This window comes from Allobosea sp. 67-29, from assembly GCF_001898115.1.
GTDB lineage: Bacteria > Pseudomonadota > Alphaproteobacteria > Rhizobiales > Beijerinckiaceae > Allobosea.
Genome location: NZ_MKSQ01000005.1, coordinates 42,499 through 59,931 on the forward strand (window position 1 = coordinate 42,499; position 17,433 = coordinate 59,931).

General features: G+C 68.2%; 19 protein-coding genes. 9 read left to right on the plus strand and 10 right to left on the minus strand.

The features are described 5' to 3' along the window. Positions 1-83 precede the first annotated feature (83 nt). Complete coding sequence (locus BGO20_RS00730) at positions 84-629, minus strand: GcrA family cell cycle regulator (protein ID WP_291662697.1); 546 nt, start codon at positions 627-629, stop codon at positions 84-86. Positions 630-1,186: 557 nt separating this feature from the next. On the opposite strand from BGO20_RS00730, the gene BGO20_RS00735 reads away from it, so the two are divergent. The 3 genes from BGO20_RS00735 to BGO20_RS00745 are packed head-to-tail and all read left to right on the plus strand — an operon-like array spanning position 1,187 to position 4,370. Next, entirely contained in the window at positions 1,187-2,407 is a 1,221-nt protein-coding gene (locus BGO20_RS00735; RefSeq protein ID WP_291662698.1) for an aspartate aminotransferase family protein, read from the plus strand. A 38-nt stretch (positions 2,408-2,445) separates the two neighbouring features. Continuing rightward, entirely contained in the window at positions 2,446-3,366 is a 921-nt protein-coding gene (gene argF / locus BGO20_RS00740) for an ornithine carbamoyltransferase (RefSeq protein ID WP_291662700.1), read from the plus strand. Further along, positions 3,366-4,370 (plus strand): Hsp33 family molecular chaperone, encoded by a 1,005-nt coding sequence (locus BGO20_RS00745; RefSeq protein ID WP_291662701.1) that lies wholly within the window; start codon positions 3,366-3,368, stop codon positions 4,368-4,370. The genes argF and BGO20_RS00745 overlap by 1 nt, the downstream gene beginning before the upstream one ends. Before the next feature lie 101 nt (positions 4,371-4,471). Here the strand turns inward: BGO20_RS00745 and argE are convergent, their stop codons facing one another. Both argE and apaG read right to left on the minus strand, forming a co-directional pair. Beyond that, complete coding sequence (gene argE, locus BGO20_RS00750) at positions 4,472-5,650, minus strand: acetylornithine deacetylase (RefSeq protein ID WP_291662703.1); 1,179 nt, start codon at positions 5,648-5,650, stop codon at positions 4,472-4,474. Further along, positions 5,647-6,039, minus strand: coding sequence for a Co2+/Mg2+ efflux protein ApaG (apaG, locus tag BGO20_RS00755; RefSeq protein ID WP_291662704.1), 393 nt, complete (start codon positions 6,037-6,039; stop codon positions 5,647-5,649). Before apaG ends, argE begins: the two co-directional genes overlap by 4 nt. A gap of 174 nt (positions 6,040-6,213) precedes the next feature. On the opposite strand from apaG, the gene BGO20_RS00760 reads away from it, so the two are divergent. Beyond that, complete coding sequence (locus BGO20_RS00760; RefSeq protein WP_291662705.1) at positions 6,214-7,302, plus strand: 2'-deoxycytidine 5'-triphosphate deaminase; 1,089 nt, start codon at positions 6,214-6,216, stop codon at positions 7,300-7,302. Between the two features lie 157 nt (positions 7,303-7,459). Beyond that, entirely contained in the window at positions 7,460-8,179 is a 720-nt protein-coding gene (locus tag BGO20_RS00765) for a ribonuclease activity regulator RraA (protein WP_291662706.1), read from the plus strand. A gap of 1 nt (position 8,180) precedes the next feature. On the opposite strand, the gene BGO20_RS00770 is transcribed toward BGO20_RS00765, so the two are convergent. From BGO20_RS00770 to BGO20_RS00785, 4 genes are all read right to left on the minus strand, one after another. After that, on the minus strand, positions 8,181-9,113 hold the full coding sequence (locus BGO20_RS00770; RefSeq protein WP_291662707.1) for a glutaminase: 933 nt from the start codon (positions 9,111-9,113) through the stop codon (positions 8,181-8,183). 86 nt (positions 9,114-9,199) lie between these two features. Next, positions 9,200-10,390, minus strand: a complete 1,191-nt coding sequence (locus BGO20_RS00775) for a GGDEF domain-containing protein (RefSeq protein ID WP_291662708.1) — start codon at positions 10,388-10,390, stop codon at positions 9,200-9,202. A 132-nt stretch (positions 10,391-10,522) separates the two neighbouring features. Further along, complete coding sequence (locus BGO20_RS00780) at positions 10,523-11,317, minus strand: class I SAM-dependent methyltransferase (protein WP_362888529.1); 795 nt, start codon at positions 11,315-11,317, stop codon at positions 10,523-10,525. A gap of 119 nt (positions 11,318-11,436) precedes the next feature. Further along, positions 11,437-12,192, minus strand: a complete 756-nt coding sequence (locus tag BGO20_RS00785) for a Crp/Fnr family transcriptional regulator (protein WP_291662709.1) — start codon at positions 12,190-12,192, stop codon at positions 11,437-11,439. 207 nt (positions 12,193-12,399) lie between these two features. Here BGO20_RS00785 and BGO20_RS00790 point away from each other — a divergent pair, with 207 nt between their 5' ends. Together BGO20_RS00790 and BGO20_RS00795 are read left to right on the plus strand one after the other, a co-directional pair. Continuing rightward, a complete protein-coding gene (locus BGO20_RS00790; protein ID WP_291662710.1) occupies positions 12,400-12,672 on the plus strand; it encodes a hypothetical protein in 273 nt (90 codons plus the stop codon). A gap of 113 nt (positions 12,673-12,785) precedes the next feature. Further along, positions 12,786-13,679 (plus strand): transglutaminase family protein, encoded by an 894-nt coding sequence (locus BGO20_RS00795; protein WP_291662711.1) that lies wholly within the window; start codon positions 12,786-12,788, stop codon positions 13,677-13,679. Positions 13,680-13,701: 22 nt separating this feature from the next. Here BGO20_RS00795 and BGO20_RS00800 read toward each other — a convergent pair whose 3' ends face one another. From BGO20_RS00800 to BGO20_RS00810, 3 genes are read right to left on the minus strand one after another with little or no spacing between them, the layout of a single operon-like run. Further along, positions 13,702-15,330 (minus strand): histidine kinase dimerization/phosphoacceptor domain -containing protein, encoded by a 1,629-nt coding sequence (locus tag BGO20_RS00800; protein ID WP_291662713.1) that lies wholly within the window; start codon positions 15,328-15,330, stop codon positions 13,702-13,704. Between the two features lie 24 nt (positions 15,331-15,354). After that, positions 15,355-15,918 (minus strand): sigma-70 family RNA polymerase sigma factor, encoded by a 564-nt coding sequence (locus tag BGO20_RS00805; RefSeq protein WP_291662715.1) that lies wholly within the window; start codon positions 15,916-15,918, stop codon positions 15,355-15,357. Continuing rightward, on the minus strand, positions 15,905-16,126 hold the full coding sequence (locus tag BGO20_RS00810) for a NepR family anti-sigma factor (RefSeq protein WP_291662717.1): 222 nt from the start codon (positions 16,124-16,126) through the stop codon (positions 15,905-15,907). Before BGO20_RS00810 ends, BGO20_RS00805 begins: the two co-directional genes overlap by 14 nt. Before the next feature lie 213 nt (positions 16,127-16,339). Between BGO20_RS00810 and BGO20_RS00815 the strand changes: the two genes are divergently transcribed. Next, entirely contained in the window at positions 16,340-17,134 is a 795-nt protein-coding gene (locus BGO20_RS00815; RefSeq protein WP_291662719.1) for a response regulator, read from the plus strand. Positions 17,135-17,266: 132 nt separating this feature from the next. Continuing rightward, positions 17,267-17,431, plus strand: a complete 165-nt coding sequence (locus BGO20_RS00820; protein WP_291662720.1) for a hypothetical protein — start codon at positions 17,267-17,269, stop codon at positions 17,429-17,431. The last annotated feature ends 2 nt before the right edge of the window (positions 17,432-17,433 follow it).

The window sequence follows — 17,433 nt, forward strand, 5'->3', positions numbered from 1 at the left end:
GCGTCGCCGCTCGTCGCGATAACGCGCGACAAGAAAAAACCGGCCGAAGGGGCCGGTTCTTCAGCTCTCGCCGCTGTTCTCGCTCAGGCTCGTGCCTTGCTCCGGTCCCGCCGGCGATCGGCGGCGGGCTGGTAGGCGATGCGGGAATGGTAGCTGCAATAGGGCAGGCCGGTCTGCGAGCGCGCTCCGCAGAAGCGGAAATCCGGGCTCGTCGGGTCACCCATCGGCCAGCGGCACATATATTCGCGCAACTCCATGATGGTGACGCGTTCGGAGAACGGGATCACCACGTCCTCCGACGGCATGGGAGCCTGCTCGGCCTCCGGCTCGGCCTCGGTCACGAACTGCGGCGCGAGCGCATGCGCGCCGCGCGTTCCGCCGGCGGGACCGCTCATCGGATGGCTCGGCGCGCGTGCCGGGGCCTTGCGCGGGGCGGCGTTGCGCGGCGCGGCCGGGGCAGCGGCGCTCTTGGCCCGGCCGGAGAGGCCGAGCCGGTGCACCTTGCCGATCACCGCATTGCGCGTGACGTTGCCGAGTTCGGCCGCGATCTGGCTGGCGCTGAGGCCGTCGCTCCAGAGCTTCTTGAGCAGTTCGACGCGCTCGTCCGTCCATGCTCCGGCTTCGTTCATCCGCATCACCTGTCTGGTCCGGCCGGTTCCTTGCGGCGCCGGCCTTAAGGGTGCTTCGTGGCGGAATCCGGAGCCGTCGGCTTTTGTCGCTGAGACAAAACCGTTGCTGCCGCAACAGACCGGACTGGGGACGCCGCACGAAATGTCGTATCTGACGAAAAGGACCATACAAGGGGCGGTGACTCGCGGACAAGAGTCGCCGAATCTGAAAACAGCTTTTCCCCAGGCGATTCGCGATTGACGGGTCAAGCGAATCTTTTCGGCAACACTGTCGCTGCGGCAAGAAAAGCCGGCGTGGAATTGACAGGCTCGGCTGCCTTAAGCATATTTATCCACAAGGTGACGCCGCCCCTTTCGGGCGGCGCTTATGTTTTCGCGGATCAAGGCCCGAACGATGCGGATGACGGCGCGACGAGAGGTCAGGAACTGGGTGCGACGATAACGTCGTCACCGGGTCGCAGCTTGCCTGCATGATGCAGCATCAACCCGGATCGCGTTCTCGACCCCAGCGCCAATCCGGTCTCATTCGTCTCCCCTTTCGCGAGGATATCCCTGTTATGGCCCCCGCCCCCGTTTCCGCCAGCCAGTCCGTGCTCGTCCCGACCTATGCCCGCGCCCCCGTCGCCTTCGAGCGCGGTGAGGGTCCCTGGGCGATCACCGCCGACGGCACGCGCTATCTCGATTTCGGCGCCGGCATCGCCGTCAACGCCCTCGGTCATGCCCACCCGCATCTGGTGAAGACGCTGACCGAGCAGGCCGGCAAGATCTGGCATACCTCGAACCTCTATGGCGCGCCGGACGGCGAGCGGCTGGCCCGCCGCCTTTGCGAGGCGACCTTCGCCGAGCGGGTGTTCTTCACCAATTCGGGCGCCGAGGCGAACGAGTGCGCCATCAAGATGGCGCGGAAGTATCACGCCGCGAAGGGACATCCCGAGCGCTTCCGCATCGTCACATTCGAAGGCGCCTTCCACGGCCGCACGCTGGCGACCATCGCCGCCGGCGGTCAGCAGAAATACATCGACGGCTTCGGCCCGAAGGTCGACGGCTTCGACCAGGTGCCCTTCGACGACGAGAAGGCGCTGCGCGCCGCGATCACGCCCGAGACGGCCGCCTTGATGATCGAGCCGATCCAGGGCGAAGGCGGGCTGCGCTCGGTGCCGGGCCGCTTCCTCAAGCTGCTGCGTCAGATCTGCGACGAGAACGGCCTGCTGCTGATCTTCGACGAGATCCAGACCGGCGTCGGCCGCACCGGCAAGTTCTTCGCCCATGAGCATTACGGCGTGACGCCGGACATCATGTCGATCGCCAAGGGCATCGGCGGCGGCTTCCCTATGGGCGCCTGCCTGGCGACCGAAGAGGCGGCCTCGGGCATGACGCTGGGCACGCACGGCACCACCTTCGGCGGCAATCCGCTCGCGATGGCGGTCGGCAACGCCGTGCTCGACGTCGTTCTGGCGCCGGGCTTCATCGAGAATGTCGGGCGGATCGCGCTGCGGCTGAAGCAGTCGCTGGCGGAGCTCAAGGACAGGCATCCCGGCGTGATCGAGGAGATCCGCGGCGAGGGCCTGATGCTCGGCCTCAAGCTGCACACGCCGAACACGGATTTCGTCAACGAGGCACGGGCCCAGGGCCTGCTGGTCGTCGGCGCCGGCGACAATGTCGTGCGCCTGCTGCCGCCGCTGATCGTCACCGAGGCTGATGTCGCCGAGGCGGTCTCACGCCTCGACAAGACGGCGGGCGCCATCGAGGCCTCGCTCAAGCGCCCGGCTGCCGAGTAAGCTCAACCCTCCCACCCCGCGAAGCGAAGGAAGCGCCCGTGACGCGCCATTTCCTCGACCTTTCCGATTTCTCCGGCAACGAACTGCGCGCCATCCTGCGCGCGGGCGAGGAGATGAAGGCGCGACGTCGTACGCCGGCCGCCGCGGGGGACCGCCTGCTCGAGGGCAAGGTCATCGCCATGATCTTCGAGCAGCCCTCCTTGCGCACGCGCGTCTCCTTCGATGTCGGCATCCGCGAGCTCGGCGGCTCGCCGATGATGGTGACCGGCCGCGAGATCGAGCTCGGCGAGCGCGAGACCATCGCGGACACGGCCCGCGTACTCTCGCGCTATGTCGATGCGATCATGATCCGCATGCTCGACCACGATGCCGTGGTCGAGATGGCGAAATACGCTTCCGTCCCGGTGATCAACGGCCTGACCAAGCGCCAGCATCCCTGCCAGGTCATGGCCGACGTCATGACCTTCGAGGAGCGTCGCGGGCCGATCGAGGGCAAGCGCATCGCCTGGACGGGGGACACCAACAACGTGCTGACCTCCTGGGTCCACGCCGCCGGTCGGCTCGACTTCGAATTGTCGATCGCGACCCCGGAGGAGCTGGCGCCCCCGCCGGCGCTGATCGCCTGGGCGAAAAAGCAGGGCGCCAAGCTCAAGCTGACGACGCGGCCCGAGGAGGCGGTCGAGGGCGCCGATTGCGTCATCACCGACTGCTGGGTCTCGATGGGCGACGAGGAAGGCACCCGTCATAACCTGCTGCGCCCTTACCAGGTCGATGATCGGCTGATGGAGCGCGCCGAGAAGGAGGCGATCTTCATGCATTGCCTGCCGGCTTCGCGTGGCGAGGAGGTCACGGACAAGATCATGGACGGCCCGCAATCGGCGGTCTTCGACGAGGCCGAGAACCGTCTGCACGCGCAGAAGGGCATCCTGGCCTGGTGCTTCGGCGGGGTGGCGGCCTGATGGCCGCCGCGGAAGCCGGCGTGACGGCCGGGCTCGACGACGCCGTCCTGCCCTTCGCCGTTCCCGATCTCGACGTGCGCGGCCGGGTCGTTCGGCTCGGCGGTTCGATCGACGCGATCCTCGAGCGCCACGATTATCCCGTGGCCGTCTCGCGCGTGCTCGGCGAGGCCTGCGCTCTCACCGTCCTGCTCGGCACGGCGCTGAAGTTCGAGGGCCGCTTCCAGCTTCAGACCAAGAGCGACGGCGCCATCGCGATGATGGTGGTCGACTTCACCGCGCCCGATACCTATCGCGCCGTCGTGCAGATCAACCAGGCCAAGCTCGTCGAAGCGATGGCGCTCGACAAGCTGTCGACCGGCGCGCTGCTCGGCGAGGGGCACCTCGCGATGACCATCGACCAGGGCTCGACGACGACGCGCTATCAGGGCATCGTGCCGCTCTCCGGGCAGAGCCTGGAGGAAGCGGCGCACCAGTATTTCCGTCAGTCGGAGCAGATCCCCACCCGCGTCCGTCTTGCCGTCGGCACGGTCACCGCCGGCGGGCGGGCCCATTGGCGCGCCGGCGGCATTCTCGTTCAGTTCATGCCGCATTCGCCCGAGCGCCTGCGCGCTGCCGACATCCATCCCGGCGACGTGCCGGAAGGCCACGAGATCCTCGCGAGCACCGATCCCGACGGCATCGAGGACGATGCCTGGACGGAGGCGCGCTCGCTGGTCGAGACGGTCGAGGATCATGAACTGCTCGACCCGACGCTGGAGAGCGAGCGCCTGCTCTATCGGCTCTTCCACGAGCGTGGTGCCCGCGTCTTCGAGGCGGTCGCGGTGCAGGAGGCCTGCCGTTGCTCGCGCGAGCGGGTGCTGGCGATGCTGCGCGGCTTCTCGCCCGAGGATCGCCGCGCCATGGTCGCCGATGACGGCAAGCTCGGCGTCACCTGCGAGTTCTGCTCGCGGCGCTATTCCTTCGACCAGGCCGAGGTCGAGGACGGGCAGGCGGCCGGACAATAGGCCGGCTCGTCATCGCTGGACGCCCGAAGCGGTACCCGGGGATCTCCCGCTGAAAAGCGCGAAAAGCTCGCTGCCCGCGACAGGCCAGAGCAGGGCGTGCGCTATGCCGCCCGGCACTCCGCCATCAACCTGCGCATGAAGGTCTCGCCGGCCTGCAGCTGTTCCAGCGTGATGTATTCGTCCGGCTGGTGCGCCTGGTCGATCGAGCCCGGCCCGCAGACCACGGTCGGCAGGCCGGCGCGCTGGAAATGCCCGGCTTCGGTCGCATAGGCCACGGCGATGGTCTGGTTGCGGCCGGACAGGCGCATGGCGAGCCGTTCCGCCGTCGAGCCCGGATCGGGCGAGAGGCCGGGAACGTCGGACGTCATCACCGTCTCGATGGCGGAGGATGGCGCGGTTTTCTGCATGCGGAACAGCACCGTCTTCGCCAGGGAGGCGAAGCGCGCCGGCCCGGAATAGGGATCGGAATCCGGCAGCGTCCGGATCTCCCAGGAGAGCTCGGCGCGATCGGCCAGGATGTTGCGCGCGATGCCGCCATGGAACTTGCCGAGATGGATGGTGTCGTAGGGCGGGTCAAAGCGCCCGCTGCGATCCGGACGGTCCTTGGCCTCCTCCTGCATGCGGTCGAGCTCGGCCGCGAGCAGCGCGCCGGCATGCACCGCGCTGGCGCCAAGCTGCGGCTTGGAGGAATGCGCCGCGAAGCCGGTGATCCGCGTCAGGAAGGTGCGGATGCCCTTGTGGGCATCGGCGATGTCGAGAGAGGTCGGCTCGCCGACGATGACGGCGGTGGGGCGCGGCAGGGTCCGGCCCATCGCCGCGATGCCGTCGACCACGCCGAGGCAGGTGACCTCCTCGTCATAGGAGAGGAAGAGATGGATCGGCGTCGTCAGCCCCGCGCTGAGGAAGTCCGGTACCAGCGCCAAGGCCAGCGCGACGAAGCCCTTCATGTCGACGGCGCCTCGACCATAGGCCCGCCCGTCCGCGACATGCAGCGTGAAGGGATCCCGGCTCCAGGCCTGCCCCTCGACCGGCACGACATCGGTGTGGCCGGACAGCACGATGCCGCCGCGGTCCTGCGGGCCGATGGTGGCGAACAACGCCGCCTTGTCGCCCGCCTCGTTGGGGAAGCGGGTCGAGGAGATGCCCCAGCCGGCGAGATAGTCCTCGACGAAGTCGATCAGCGCCAGGTTGGATTTGTGGCTCACCGTGTCGAAGGCGACCAAGCGGGCGAGCATCTCGAGCGGCGTGTGGCGCTGCCCGGCGGGCGAGGTGGCGGTCAATGCAGAACCTTCTTCACATAGGGCGAATCGAGCGGAAACAGCGGGACTTCGACGTCGAACACCTCGCCGTTTTCGCCGAGCATGGCGTAGAAGCCCCGCATGGCGCCGTCCGGCGTCGTCAGCGGGCAGCCCGAGGTGTAGCTGAAGCTCTCGCCCGGCCGCAACACCGGCTGCTTGCCGACGACGCCCTCCCCGCGCACCTCGTGGGTTTCGCCATTGCCGTCGGTGATGAACCAGTGGCGCGTCACCAGCTGCACGGTTTGGGTCGAGAGATTCACGATCTCGATGGAATAGGCCCAGAAATAGCGGCCCTGTGACGGCGAGGATTCCGCTTCGAGGAATTTCGGCGCCGCGGTCACGCGCACGCCCTGCGTCTGTGCCTGATACATCGCCAGACCTCCACGCTGTCGAAGACCTCTTTGCCTTGATAGGGACCGGCGATGTCGAGCGTCAATGCCGGCCGGCATCATGCAGGCGTGGACAACCGGGCGAAAACCGCGCATGCGGCTTGGCCGAGGAGCGACACTTCGCTAGCGCTAACCGATTGTCTCCGCGGAACTCGCATGCTGCCCTTCAAGCCCGGCATCCAGCCCGACAGCTTCATCCGCGCCTTCATCGAAAAGGGCGTCGTCCGGCTCGCGCATCCCCCGGCCGAGGGGCAGATCCAGCCGGCGAGCCTCGATCTGCGGCTCGGCGAGCGGGCCTACCGCGTGCGTGCGAGCTTCCTGCCCGGCCCCGAGCGCACGGTGCGAAGCCGCATCGAGGATCTGTCGCTGCACGAGATCGACCTGACGCGCGGCGCCGTGCTCGAAACCGGCTGCGTCTACATCGCCGAGCTGATGGAAGGGCTGGCGCTGCCCAAGGGCCTGCGCGCCGCGGCCAATCCCAAGAGCTCGACCGGCCGGCTCGACGTCTTCACCCGCGTCATCACCGACCGGGCCCGCGAGTTCGATCTGGTCGAGGACGGCTATGACGGGCCGCTCTTCATCGAGATTTCCCCGCGCACCTTCCCGGTGCTGGTGCGCTCGGGCTCGCGTCTGTCGCAGATCCGCTTCCGCGCCGGCGAGACCAGGCTCGACGATCGGGCGCTGGGCGAGGTCCATGCGCGCGAGACGCTGGTCAGCGCGGCGGAGCCGTCCTTCCAGGGTGGCGTTGCGGTCAGCGTCGATCTTTCGGGTTTCGACGGCCTGCTCGGCTACCGCGGCAAGCACCACACGGCGCTGATCGACGTCGACCGCGTCGGCGCCTATCGTGCCGCCGATTTCTGGGAGCCGATCCCCGACGACCGTTCCGGCGCCATGATTCTCGACCCCGGCCAGTTCTATATCCTGGCCTCGAAGGAAGCGGTGCATGTCCCGCCGGCCTATGCCGCCGAGATGACGCCTTTCGATGCCCTCGTCGGCGAGTTCCGCGTGCACTATGCCGGCTTCTTCGACCCCGGTTTCGGGCACGGTGCCGCCGGCGGCCAGGGCGCGCGGGCGGTTCTCGAGGTGCGCTCCCGCGACGTGCCCTTCATCATCGAGGACGGGCAGATCGTCGGCCGCCTCGTCTACGAGGCCATGGCGGCGCGCCCGCAGGCCCTTTATGGCGCCGGGCTGAAGTCGAACTACCAGGGTCAGGCGCTCAAGCTGTCGAAGCACTTCAAGGGCTGATCGGCGCCTGCGGTCAAGGCATGAGCCGTCTTCGCGGCAGCGGCTGGCGTCCCCGGCCGAAATGTCGAGGATGATGGCGGGGCGTCCGTGCGGCCGCCTCTTCCGACGCCGCCCCTGAGCGACGAACCCCTGCTGGTGCCTTTCCGGGAGTGAACCGATGTCGAAGCTGAAGCCCGAAACCCGCGCCAGGCTGCGCGGCGTCTCCGTCGCGACGGTCTGCACCGCCTTGTTCAAGCGCGGCTTGCGCAACCAGTTCATCCAGGATGTGCGCCCGCTGAACCCCGAGGCCGGCACCATGGTCGGGGAGGCCTTCACCCTGCGCTACATCCCGGCGCGCGAGGACCTGAACCCGCTCTCCGTCTTCCAGAACCGGGCGCACCCCCAGCGGAAGGCGGTCGAGGATTGCCCGCCGGATGCGGTCATGGTGATCGACAGCCGCAAGGACGCGCGCGCCGCCTCGGCCGGCGGCATCCTCGTCTCGCGCCTGATGAAGCGCGGCGTCGCCGGCGTCGTCACCGATGGCGGCTTCCGCGACTCGCCCGAGATCGCAAGGCTGCCGTTCCCGGCCTATCACAACCGGCCCTCCGCCCCGACGAATCTCACGCTGCATCAGGCGATCGACATCAACGTGCCGATCGGCTGTGGCGATGTGCCGGTCTGGCCCGGAGACGTCGTGCTGGGCGATGGCGAGGGCGTCGTGGTCATCCCCGCCGATCTCGCCGACGAGATCGCCGAGGAAGCCGTCGAGATGACGGCCTTCGAGGACTTCGTCACCGAGGAGGTGTTGAAGGGCCGTTCCATCCTCGGCCTTTATCCCGCGACCGACGAGCAGACCAAAGTCGACTTCGCCGCATGGCGCCAGGCGAACGGGCGCTGATTCAGCCGGGGTTGAAGACGGACCAGCCCGTCGCCTCGGCCAGCCGTTCGAGGGCGAGCGTTCCCAGCATCGAGTTGCCGTTGGCATTGAGGCCCGGCGACCATACCGCGATCGCGGCCTGGCCGGGCGCGATCGCGAGAATGCCGCCGCCGACTCCCGATTTGCCGGGCAGGCCGACCCTGAAGGCGAAATCGCCCGATGCGTCGTAATGGCCGCAGGTCAGCATCAGCGCGTTGATGCGCCGGGCGCGCTGGGCCGAGACCACGCGCGCGCCGCCCGGCTCGTGCAGCCCCCCATGCATCAGGAACCGGCCGGCGAGGGCGAGCTGGCGGCAGCTCATGGCGATGGCGCATTGATGGAAATAGACGCCGAGCGTCAGCTCCGGCGCATGGTGGATGTTGCCGAAGGCCTTCATGTAGTTGGCGAGCGCGATGTTGCGGAAGCCGGTCGCCTGCTCGGCCCGGGCCACCGTCTCGTCGATGATGATGCCGTCGTCGTCGGCGAGGTAGCGTATGAAGCGGAGCAGCTCGCCGATGGCGACGCGGGGCTCGTGCCCGGCCAGGTTGATGTCGGCAACGACGAGCGCGCCCGCGTTGATGAACGGATTGCGCGGAATTCCCTGCTCGCGCTCGAGCTGCACGATCGAGTTGAACGGCGTCCCCGAGGGCTCCCGCCCGACCCGGCGCCACAGCGTGTCTCCCACCTTGCCGAGCGCCTGCGTCAGCGCGAAGACCTTGGAGACGCTCTGGATCGAGAACGGCTCCTCGCTGTCGCCGGCGGCGTGGAGGCGGCCATCGGCCGTGACCACGCAGAGCCCGAACTGGCGCGGATCGACCCGGGCGAGTGGCGGAATATACTGCGCGACCTCGCCGCGCTCGCTCGCATCGCGCATCTCGGCCGCGATGTCCTGCACGAGGGTCCCCAGATCCGCCAAGCTTTCCCCCTCCGCCGCTCCCGGTCGGATCAGGCAAGCCCGAGCGCGGCGGCCAGGTCAAGCCGGCAGCCGGGCGCGCCTTCCCGTCAATGCAGCAGGCGCGGACCGGTGGAGGCCTGGCCATCGATGACGGCGCGCTGCGCGGCAATGACGCAGAGCGACTTGCCCCGCGACTTCGCCTGGTAGAGCGCGGCATCGGCCGCCGCCATCACGGCGTTCATGTCGGTGCCGTGCTCGGGGGCCAGCGCGATGCCGACCGAGGCACCGATATGCAGGCGGTGGCCGCTGTCGAGCTCGTAGGGTTCGGAGATATCCTTGACGAGGCGCTCTCCGATCCGCTGCAGCTGCACCCGCTCGGTCTGTTCCGAGAGCACGACGAATTCGTCGCCGCCGATGCGCGCCGCGATGTCGGAGCTCCGCACCAGCGCTCGCAGCCGCTCGGCCACGAGCTGCAGCAGCGCATCGCCTGCCGGATGGCCGTAGGTGTCGTTCACGGCCTTGAAACCGTCGAGATCGAGATAGATCAGCGCCAGACCCTGGGGGGCCGCGTCGCTGCCGAAGCGGGTCGCGAAGGCGCGCGTCAGCCCGGCCCGGTTCGAAAGGCCGGTCAGCATGTCGTGGCGCGCATGGAAGGCGTTCTCGCGCTCGGCCCGCATGGTCGAGATCAGCATCGCGTTCAGCTTGTAGGCGGCGAGCGTCATGCTGAAGAGGTAGAGCGGGATCTGCATGAAGGTGACGAACATGATCGGCTCACCGGCGAAGAGCGCCCCGAAGCAGCAGGGCCCGAGCGTCAGTGCGATCATGACCCCGGCCATGCGCGGCGCCCCGAAATTCCGGAAGCAGATGCCGCCGACCATGGCGGCCGCGGAAAGGCAGGCCAGCGTCGCCGCCACCCAATCGCCGCTGATCAGGCTCAGGAAGGTGCCGGCGCCGACGCCGGCCGCCCAGGCCACGCCGAGCAGGAGATAGCCGTCGGTCCAGGTCGGCTCGCCGCGCGCGGCCTTCCGGCGCGCGTCGACGAGCACGTAGAGCCTGATCAGGCAGCACAGCACCTCGAAGGCGCACCAGAGCTGGAACGGCAGGGTCGGGATGCGCCAGGCGATCAGGAAGGAGACGGCGAGCGAGTTGATGACGCCGCCCGCGAAGATCGGCAGCGTGCCGAACAGGCTGGCGACCAGCGCGGTCCTGATCTCGGCGGGTACGTCGGGACCTGCGTCGGCGAGCCAGCGCGTCAGGCGCCAGCGCGGCAAGCTGTAACGCAGGGCTGCACCACTCATAGGCCGGTCGAGCTCCTCGCTGCGAGCAGAACGGGGCCCTGCCAGCGAAGCGCGGCATAGTCTGAACTGGTTACGATTCCGTGTGGCGAACCTGCCGGTTTCGCATGGCCGGCCTGTTGTTGGCGCCGCGGCTCAGCTGGCCTCGCGATAGACCCAGACGCGCGCCGGCGGGATGTTGCGCAGTACCCAGTCGGAGACGAAGGCCTTGAGGCCCGAGCCCTTGCGCGGGATCGGCGAGATCACCGAATAGGTGAACTGGATGAACGGAGCGCCGTCCGCCAGCAGCGGAAAGGCTTCCTTGGCGAGCGCCGAGCGGGCCGGTGGCGGCCGGTTGAACAGTGGCAGGCTCGAAACCAGGGCGATCGCCTTTTCGCCGAGGTGCCCGGCCAACGTCGTCGAGAGGGCGTAGGCATCGCCCTGGACGACGGTCGCCCGCGGAAAGCGCCGGCGCAGCAGCTCGCAGAACTCCGGGCTGTATTCGACCAGGATCAGCCGCCCCTCGTCGATACCGCGCTCGATCAGCGCCTCGGTGACCGGGCCGGTGCCGGGTCCGATCTCGATCACGGGGCCGGGCTGCTCCGGGTCGACATAGGAGGCCATGCGCCGCGCCAGGGCCGGGCTCGACGGCGTCACCGATCCCGTCCGCAGCGGATCGTCGATCCAGGACTTGATGAAGCGCGCTTCGTCTCCGAGCTTCGACCTGGCCTCGCTGACGCGGTTCTTCAGCTTTTCCGCCTTGTTGCGGACCTCGCCTTCGACCTTGTAGCGGACCGCGGCGACCTTGAGCTTGGCCTCCGCGACGCAGTCGACCAGATCTGCCGCCGTGACGCGGACTTCGCCTTCGAGCCGGTTGGCGACGCGCGACTGGCCGAGCCGTGCCGCGATCGAGCCCGCCCGCGGCGGACGATGTCGAGTCGTCGAAGACATGATACCCCTTGTACGCTGCAAAGCGGCTCGTTTTCCAGCGTCGCGGAACGTTACCCGCCCGCCATATGCGGTCAAGAGCGAGCGCTCGGCAAGCCTCTTCGCAGCCCTTTGCTGCAGGATCAGATGAGCGGCCGCGGCGCCCTGCCGCTCTCGTAGACGGAGGCCATGCGGGCGGTCAGCCGCGGATTGAGCAGGGTCAGGCGGCCGCCCGAGATCGCGAACAGCCCGGCCTTGCGCAGTTTCGACCATGTCTTGCTCGTATGGACGAGCGAAAGGCCGAGCGCGTCGGCGATCTGCTGTTGCGACAGCGGAAAGGCGAAGCTGCCCTCGCTCACCAGGCCGAGCGCGTCGGCGCGGCGATAGAGGGTGATGACCAGGGCGGCGATGCGCTCGCTGGCCGTGCGCTGGCCGACCGACGTCAGGTTGTCGTCGACGATCGCCTCCTCGCGCGAGCCGAGCCATGCCAGTTCGTAGGCGAGGTTCGGCATCCGCACGAACAGGTCCCAGATCCGCTTGCGCGGGAAGACGCAAAGCTCGACATCCGTCAGAGCCTCGACGCCATGCTCGGCGGCTGCCAGCAGCGAGGCCTGCAGGCCGACCGGGTCCCCCGGCAACAGGAAGTTGAGGATCTGGCGGCGGCCGTCCGGCAGGGACTTGTAGCGGAAGGCCCAGCCCGAATAGAGCGTATAGAGCTCGGCGTCCTCTTGGCCGGGATGGATGATGTCGCTGCCGGCCGCCAGTGTCCGATGGTCGGTCTTCATCGCCTGGATGAAGCGGATCTCGTCATCGGTCTTGTCCTCGAAGGCCGGTTTCAGGCGCAGCGGACAGGCGAGGCAAGCCGGTCCGAGCCGCCCCGTTCTGGTCTTGAGGTGCATCACTGGATTCGTCCCCCCTGGCGGCGCCTCGCAGCGCCGGTGAGCGATCAACGCAGGCGGTCGGTTTCGCGTTCCCGCAGCCTCGTCGCCGGTGCAGCGGCGTGCGCGGCGTGGCGGAACCACGGGCCTTGGAACCGTAGGTCTCATGGGCGCGTTGGTTGCGCAATGGCCGGCTCTTTCGGGCCGGCGCGGCGATGGGAGACGAAGATGCTGAACGACAGCCTGGCCCCCGCCAAGCGGGCTTTGATCTTCTTCGGTTGCATGGGGGCGCTCGTCGCCGGCCTGACCTATGGCGCGGGCCTTCAGATCCCGTCCGACCGGAGTTCCGCCACCGTGGCCCAGATGCGTGGCGCGCCGGCGGAGACGCAGTTCGCAGCCGTCGACCGCGCCGACCGCGGCGAAACGGTCGTGCGGCGCGCCATTCCCGCTCCCTCGAAGCAGGCGATGGTCGAAGGCGAGCCGCGGATCGTCCTGCGATAGCCGTACGGAACCAGGCGGCGCCTCGCGCGTTCATCGCGTGGCGCTCCTCGCGCTGCACTTCGAGCCGCCCCTGGGCGGCTTGTTTTTTGGCCGGCGCGCCTGCGCACGGGGGAATGATGTATCTGCGCATCCGCCACGCGACGACTTATCGCTACGCCGTGCCTGTCAGTTTCGGCCCGCATCGGCTCATGCTGCGGCCGCGCGACAGCTTCGACCTGCGGCTGGTAGACACCGCCCTGACGGTGTCTCCCGACGCGAACCTGCGCTGGATGCACGATGCCTATGGCAACCCGGTGGCACTGGCCGATTTCGCGCAGCCTGCCGAGACGCTGGAGATCGTCAGCGAGCTCGTGATCGAGCGTTTCGGCTCGGCCCTCCCGCGCAGCCGGCTCGAGCCGCGCACCGCCTTGACCGGCGTGGTCTACAGCGACGGCGAACGGACGGTGCTGCAGCCCTATCTCGCGCGCGCCGCCGCCGATCCCGACGGCATCCTGGAGCGCTGGCTCGCCGATTTCCGCGCCCGGCTCGGCCAGGGCTCCGGGCATCTCCTTCGCGATCTCGCCCATGCGATCTATACCGGGCTGACCTACGCCGTCCGCTACGACGAGGGCACGCAGCACCCGGCCGATACGCTGCAGCTCGGGAGCGGCTCCTGTCGCGATTATGCCTGGCTGTTCATCGAGCTGGCGCGCCGCATGGGCTTCGCCGGGCGCTTCGTCACCGGCTACATCCACGATCAGTCTCCGGATGCCAGCGGGCTCGTCTCGCCGGTCGGTTTGACCCATGCCTGGGCCGATGTCTTCATCCCGGGCGATGGCTGGGTCGAGTTCGACCCGACCAACGATCTCGTGGCGGACCGGCAGCTGCTCCGGATCGCGGTTGCGCGCGTGCCGGAGGATGCGTCGCCGATCGCCGGCAGCTTCACCGGCCCGCCGGGGTCCTTCCTGGGCCTTTCCGTCGGCGTCCTGATCGAGCCGGTCGAGACGCTGGCCGGGCAGCCCGGCTGAGGCTGCGGACCGCAGCGGCGCTTCAGCCGTGATGCCTGACGCGCCAGCGCCCGAGCCCGCTCCCCTCGGCCTTGCCGGTCTGGACCGCCTCGATCTGCGTCAGCAGCCCGGCGAAGAGACGCGGCGGCTCCTGATGCGCGATCGGGCGGTCGGCCTCGAGCGCGACTTCGATCGTCGCTTCGTCGAGATCGACGACGGAGAGCGTAATGCGGGCTCCCGGCGTGCTGCGCAGCACGCGCGAGGCGACGTCCGCGACCAGGAATCCGAGCGGGATGATACGATCGACCGACAGCGTCGCGGCGGTCTCGATCCGGCTCGAGATCCACTGATCGCGCCGCCGGATCAGGTTCGAGATCATCGACACCACGTCTTCCAGGAACAGGTCGACCCGCACCGGCTGCATTTCGCCGTCGGCGAGGGTGAAGCGATAGGCGGCGGACAGCACATGCACGCGGCATTCCGCGTCGGCCAGGGCGAGCCTGGCCTCGTCGCGATAGTCGCGCTTGCTCAGCCCGATATAGCTCTGCACCACCTGGAGGCTGTTCTTGACCCGGTGGTGAAGCTCCCGCACCAGGAATCGATTGTCGTCGAGGGCTGTCTGGAGGCGCCGCTGCCGGACCTCCTGCTCGTCGACCATCGCGTTGAAGGCCTCGGCGACGCTGCGCATGTCGCTCGGCATGTCGTCGGCGAGCGCGGCCCGTGCACGCTTCGACGAGGCGCGGGAGCGCGCCGCCGCCTCGATGCTGCGGAGCCAGCGTGCGCAATGCCGGTCGATGGCCCGCAGATAGACGAGGCACAGCAGCGTCAGCGTGGCGAGCGGCGCGAGCAGCAGCACGGCGAACTGGATCCGCGCCGCCTGTTCGCGCGAATCGTCGAAGGTCGCGATGACGTAGAAGGCAGGCTCCGCGACCTTGCGGGCGGCATAGGCGCGGTCCTGCCCGTCCCGGCTCGGCGCACGCCAGCGCTCGAGCCCCTGGGGAAGATGAGCCTCCCGCGGCAGCCATGACTCCGGCGCCTTGCCGCCGCGGCTTGCGACCACGCCGCTGTCTCGCGAAACGAGAGCCACATCCATGTCGTCGCCGCTCTGCCCCAGGTCGAAGACGCTTTCGAGCACCTCCGGGTCGATCAGGAGCAGGGCTTCGCGCAAGCCGTTTCCGGTGGCCTCGGGATGGTCGGCATGCACGGTGAGATAGCGGTGGCTGCCGATCTCCACCTGGTCGTAATGCGCCTTGCCGAGGTCGATGCCGCCCCAGGGAACGACGGAGGGCAGCTCGCGCAGCCGCCTTGCCGTTCGTTCCAGGGTCTGCTCGCTTACGTCGGGATCGAGCGCCGCGGTGCAGAGCCGTCCGTCCGCGCTGCGGATCATCACGGCCGAGAAGCCGCGGACCTGGCGGAGCATCTTCATGCCTGCCGGCCCGCACTGGGCGGGGGAGAGCCCGGATTCGGCGACGGTCGTGCCGAAGGACAGGAGCGCACGCAGCGCGCCCCGGTACCAGATGCGCGTCCGCAGCGCGAAATCATCGGCCGCCGCGATCTGCGAACTGGCGATGGCGTTGGTGATGGTGCGATAGGCCGTGGCCGCGGCCAGCGCGGTCACGCAGCCGATCGGAAGCGCGATCGCGATCAGGAGCGCCAGGAGGCGCCCCCGCACAGTGCTGAACCGCGCCAGACGCATTCAGAACCCGACGGTTTCGGAACCTGCCCTTTGCATCGCAGCGGAACTGGTCCGGTCCGGACCGAGATCGTCCGCGCTGCCTATGGAGAGGAGTTCGGCAAGCTTCGTCCGCGCCCGGTTGACGCGGCTCTTGATGGTTCCGATCGCGACGCCGCAGATTTCGGCCGCTTCCTCGTAGGAGAGCCCGGTGGCGCCGACCATGATCAGCACCTCGCGCTGCTCTTCCGGCAGCTTTGCCAAGGCTTTGCGGAAGTCGGCGAGGTCGAGATGGCTTTCCTGGTTCCCTTGCGTGGCCATGCGCTCGGCATAAGTGCCTTCGCTGTCCTGCACCTCGCGCCCGCGCTTGCGGTAGAGCGAATAATAGGTGTTGCGCAGGATGGTGAAGAGCCAGGCACGCAGGCTCGTACCGGGCTCGAACTTGTCCGAATTGCCCCAGGCCTTCAGCAGTGTGTCCTGAACAAGATCGTCGGCAAGCTGCATCGAGCCCGACAGCGAGGCGGCGAATGCCCGCAGATTCGGGATCTCCCGGATCAGGCCGTCCTTGAAATCGTCATTCGCGCTCATCGGACGACGCTCCGGCTGCGCGCTGTTCCGTCGCTTCCAGCTGCGCCAGCAGCACAAGAAACTTGTCGGGCACGGGGGCATTCACGATGTCGTCGTAATGCGCCTTCAGCGAGCGGCCGATCGATTCCTGCACCTTTGGGTCGAGCACCATGTCGAAGTCGTCATTGTCGCCTCCGGGATCAGGCATCATCGCGTCCAGATTTGTCATTTCAGCCCTCGCGCCAAAACCAGGCCTGTTTTTGCAGCAGGTCCCGGATCCAGAAGTCCGTCTTGGCGGAGCCTATCCCGGATGGCAATGGCGACACCAATACGCCTTAAGAACCGGGACCCTGCGGAAAGGTTCCCGCCTCCGGCAAAAATAAATCGCTTGTCTCTTGCAGCGCCTAAGCCATTATCCGCACACGATAAAAAGGACACATTGATGTCGATTGCCAAGGAAATTGCACCTTACCTTCCGTATCTGCGCCGCTTCGCCCGCGCGCTCAGCGGCACGCAGGCGAGCGGCGACGCCCATGTCGTCGCGATGCTGGAAGCGCTCGTCGCGGATCCCTCCGGATTCCCGCGCGACGTCGATCCGCGCATCGGGCTCTATCGCGTCTTCCTGAAGCTGTGGTCCTCGACCGGGCTGGACACGAGCGAGCCGGTGGTCGAACTGGGCCGCTCGCCCGCCGAGCGCAATCTCGAGGCGCTGACCCCGCGGCCGCGCCAGGCGTTCCTTCTGCGCACCGTCGAGGGCTTCTCGATCGACGAGGTCGCCGCGATCATGCAGGCTTCTCCCGCCGACGCCGCCGCTCTCGTGCAGACGGCCGGTCAGGAGATTGCCGAGCAGGTCGCGACCGACGTCCTGATCATCGAGGACGAGCCGATCATCGCGCTCGACATCGAAACCATGGTCGAGGAGCTCGGTCACAGCGTCACGGGCGTCGCCCGCACCCAGCGCGAGGCGATCGCCCTTGTCGGCAAGAAGCGGCCCGGCCTCGTCCTTGCCGACATCCAGCTCGCCGATGGCAGCTCGGGTCTCGATGCCGTCAACGAGATCCTGACCTCGATCGACGTGCCGGTGATCTTCATCACCGCCTATCCCGAGCGGCTGCTCACGGGGGACAGGCCAGAGCCGGCCTTCCTCATCACCAAGCCGTTCCAGCCCGAGGCGGTCAAGGCCGCGATCAGCCAGGCGTTGTTCTTCGACCGCCGGGCCGGGCGGAAGGCCGCATAGGCGCCGTCCGCGACACGGCCCGACCCGATGCGGGACGGGCTTCTTTCCGCCGACCGCCGCGGAACAAGAAATCGCGATGCGGCGTTCGCCGTCTGATGTCTGGTTTGCGTTCAGTTGGGGAGGGTGTGGAGCATGGCGACGATGTTCTTGACGGCGACCGCCGGCGCCGTCTCGGCCGGAGCGGCGCTGTATTCGGGAGTGGTTCAGCCGGGGGCCTTCACGGGCGAGGTTGTCTCGCTGCTGCTGGCGGCGCTGACGAGCATCGCGGTGGCCGGCGCTTCGGCCTTGGATGGCTGAGC

Bases quoted from the DNA above. Each gene is read 5' to 3' on its own strand.
- BGO20_RS00730 (WP_291662697.1), bottom strand. From the start codon at position 629: ATGAACGAAGCCGGAGCATGGACGGACGAGCGCGTCGAACTGCTCAAG.
- BGO20_RS00735 (WP_291662698.1), top strand. From the start codon at position 1,187: ATGGCCCCCGCCCCCGTTTCCGCCAGCCAGTCCGTGCTCGTCCCGACC.
- BGO20_RS00745 (WP_291662701.1), top strand. From the start codon at position 3,366: ATGGCCGCCGCGGAAGCCGGCGTGACGGCCGGGCTCGACGACGCCGTC.
- apaG (WP_291662704.1), bottom strand. From the start codon at position 6,039: ATGTATCAGGCACAGACGCAGGGCGTGCGCGTGACCGCGGCGCCGAAA.
- BGO20_RS00760 (WP_291662705.1), top strand. From the start codon at position 6,214: ATGCTGCCCTTCAAGCCCGGCATCCAGCCCGACAGCTTCATCCGCGCC.
- BGO20_RS00765 (WP_291662706.1), top strand. From the start codon at position 7,460: ATGTCGAAGCTGAAGCCCGAAACCCGCGCCAGGCTGCGCGGCGTCTCC.
- BGO20_RS00775 (WP_291662708.1), bottom strand. From the start codon at position 10,390: ATGAGTGGTGCAGCCCTGCGTTACAGCTTGCCGCGCTGGCGCCTGACG.
- BGO20_RS00780 (WP_362888529.1), bottom strand. From the start codon at position 11,317: ATGTCTTCGACGACTCGACATCGTCCGCCGCGGGCGGGCTCGATCGCG.
- BGO20_RS00785 (WP_291662709.1), bottom strand. From the start codon at position 12,192: ATGCACCTCAAGACCAGAACGGGGCGGCTCGGACCGGCTTGCCTCGCC.
- BGO20_RS00790 (WP_291662710.1), top strand. From the start codon at position 12,400: ATGCTGAACGACAGCCTGGCCCCCGCCAAGCGGGCTTTGATCTTCTTC.
- BGO20_RS00795 (WP_291662711.1), top strand. From the start codon at position 12,786: ATGATGTATCTGCGCATCCGCCACGCGACGACTTATCGCTACGCCGTG.
- BGO20_RS00805 (WP_291662715.1), bottom strand. From the start codon at position 15,918: ATGAGCGCGAATGACGATTTCAAGGACGGCCTGATCCGGGAGATCCCG.
- BGO20_RS00810 (WP_291662717.1), bottom strand. From the start codon at position 16,126: ATGACAAATCTGGACGCGATGATGCCTGATCCCGGAGGCGACAATGAC.
- BGO20_RS00815 (WP_291662719.1), top strand. From the start codon at position 16,340: ATGTCGATTGCCAAGGAAATTGCACCTTACCTTCCGTATCTGCGCCGC.
- BGO20_RS00820 (WP_291662720.1), top strand. From the start codon at position 17,267: ATGGCGACGATGTTCTTGACGGCGACCGCCGGCGCCGTCTCGGCCGGA.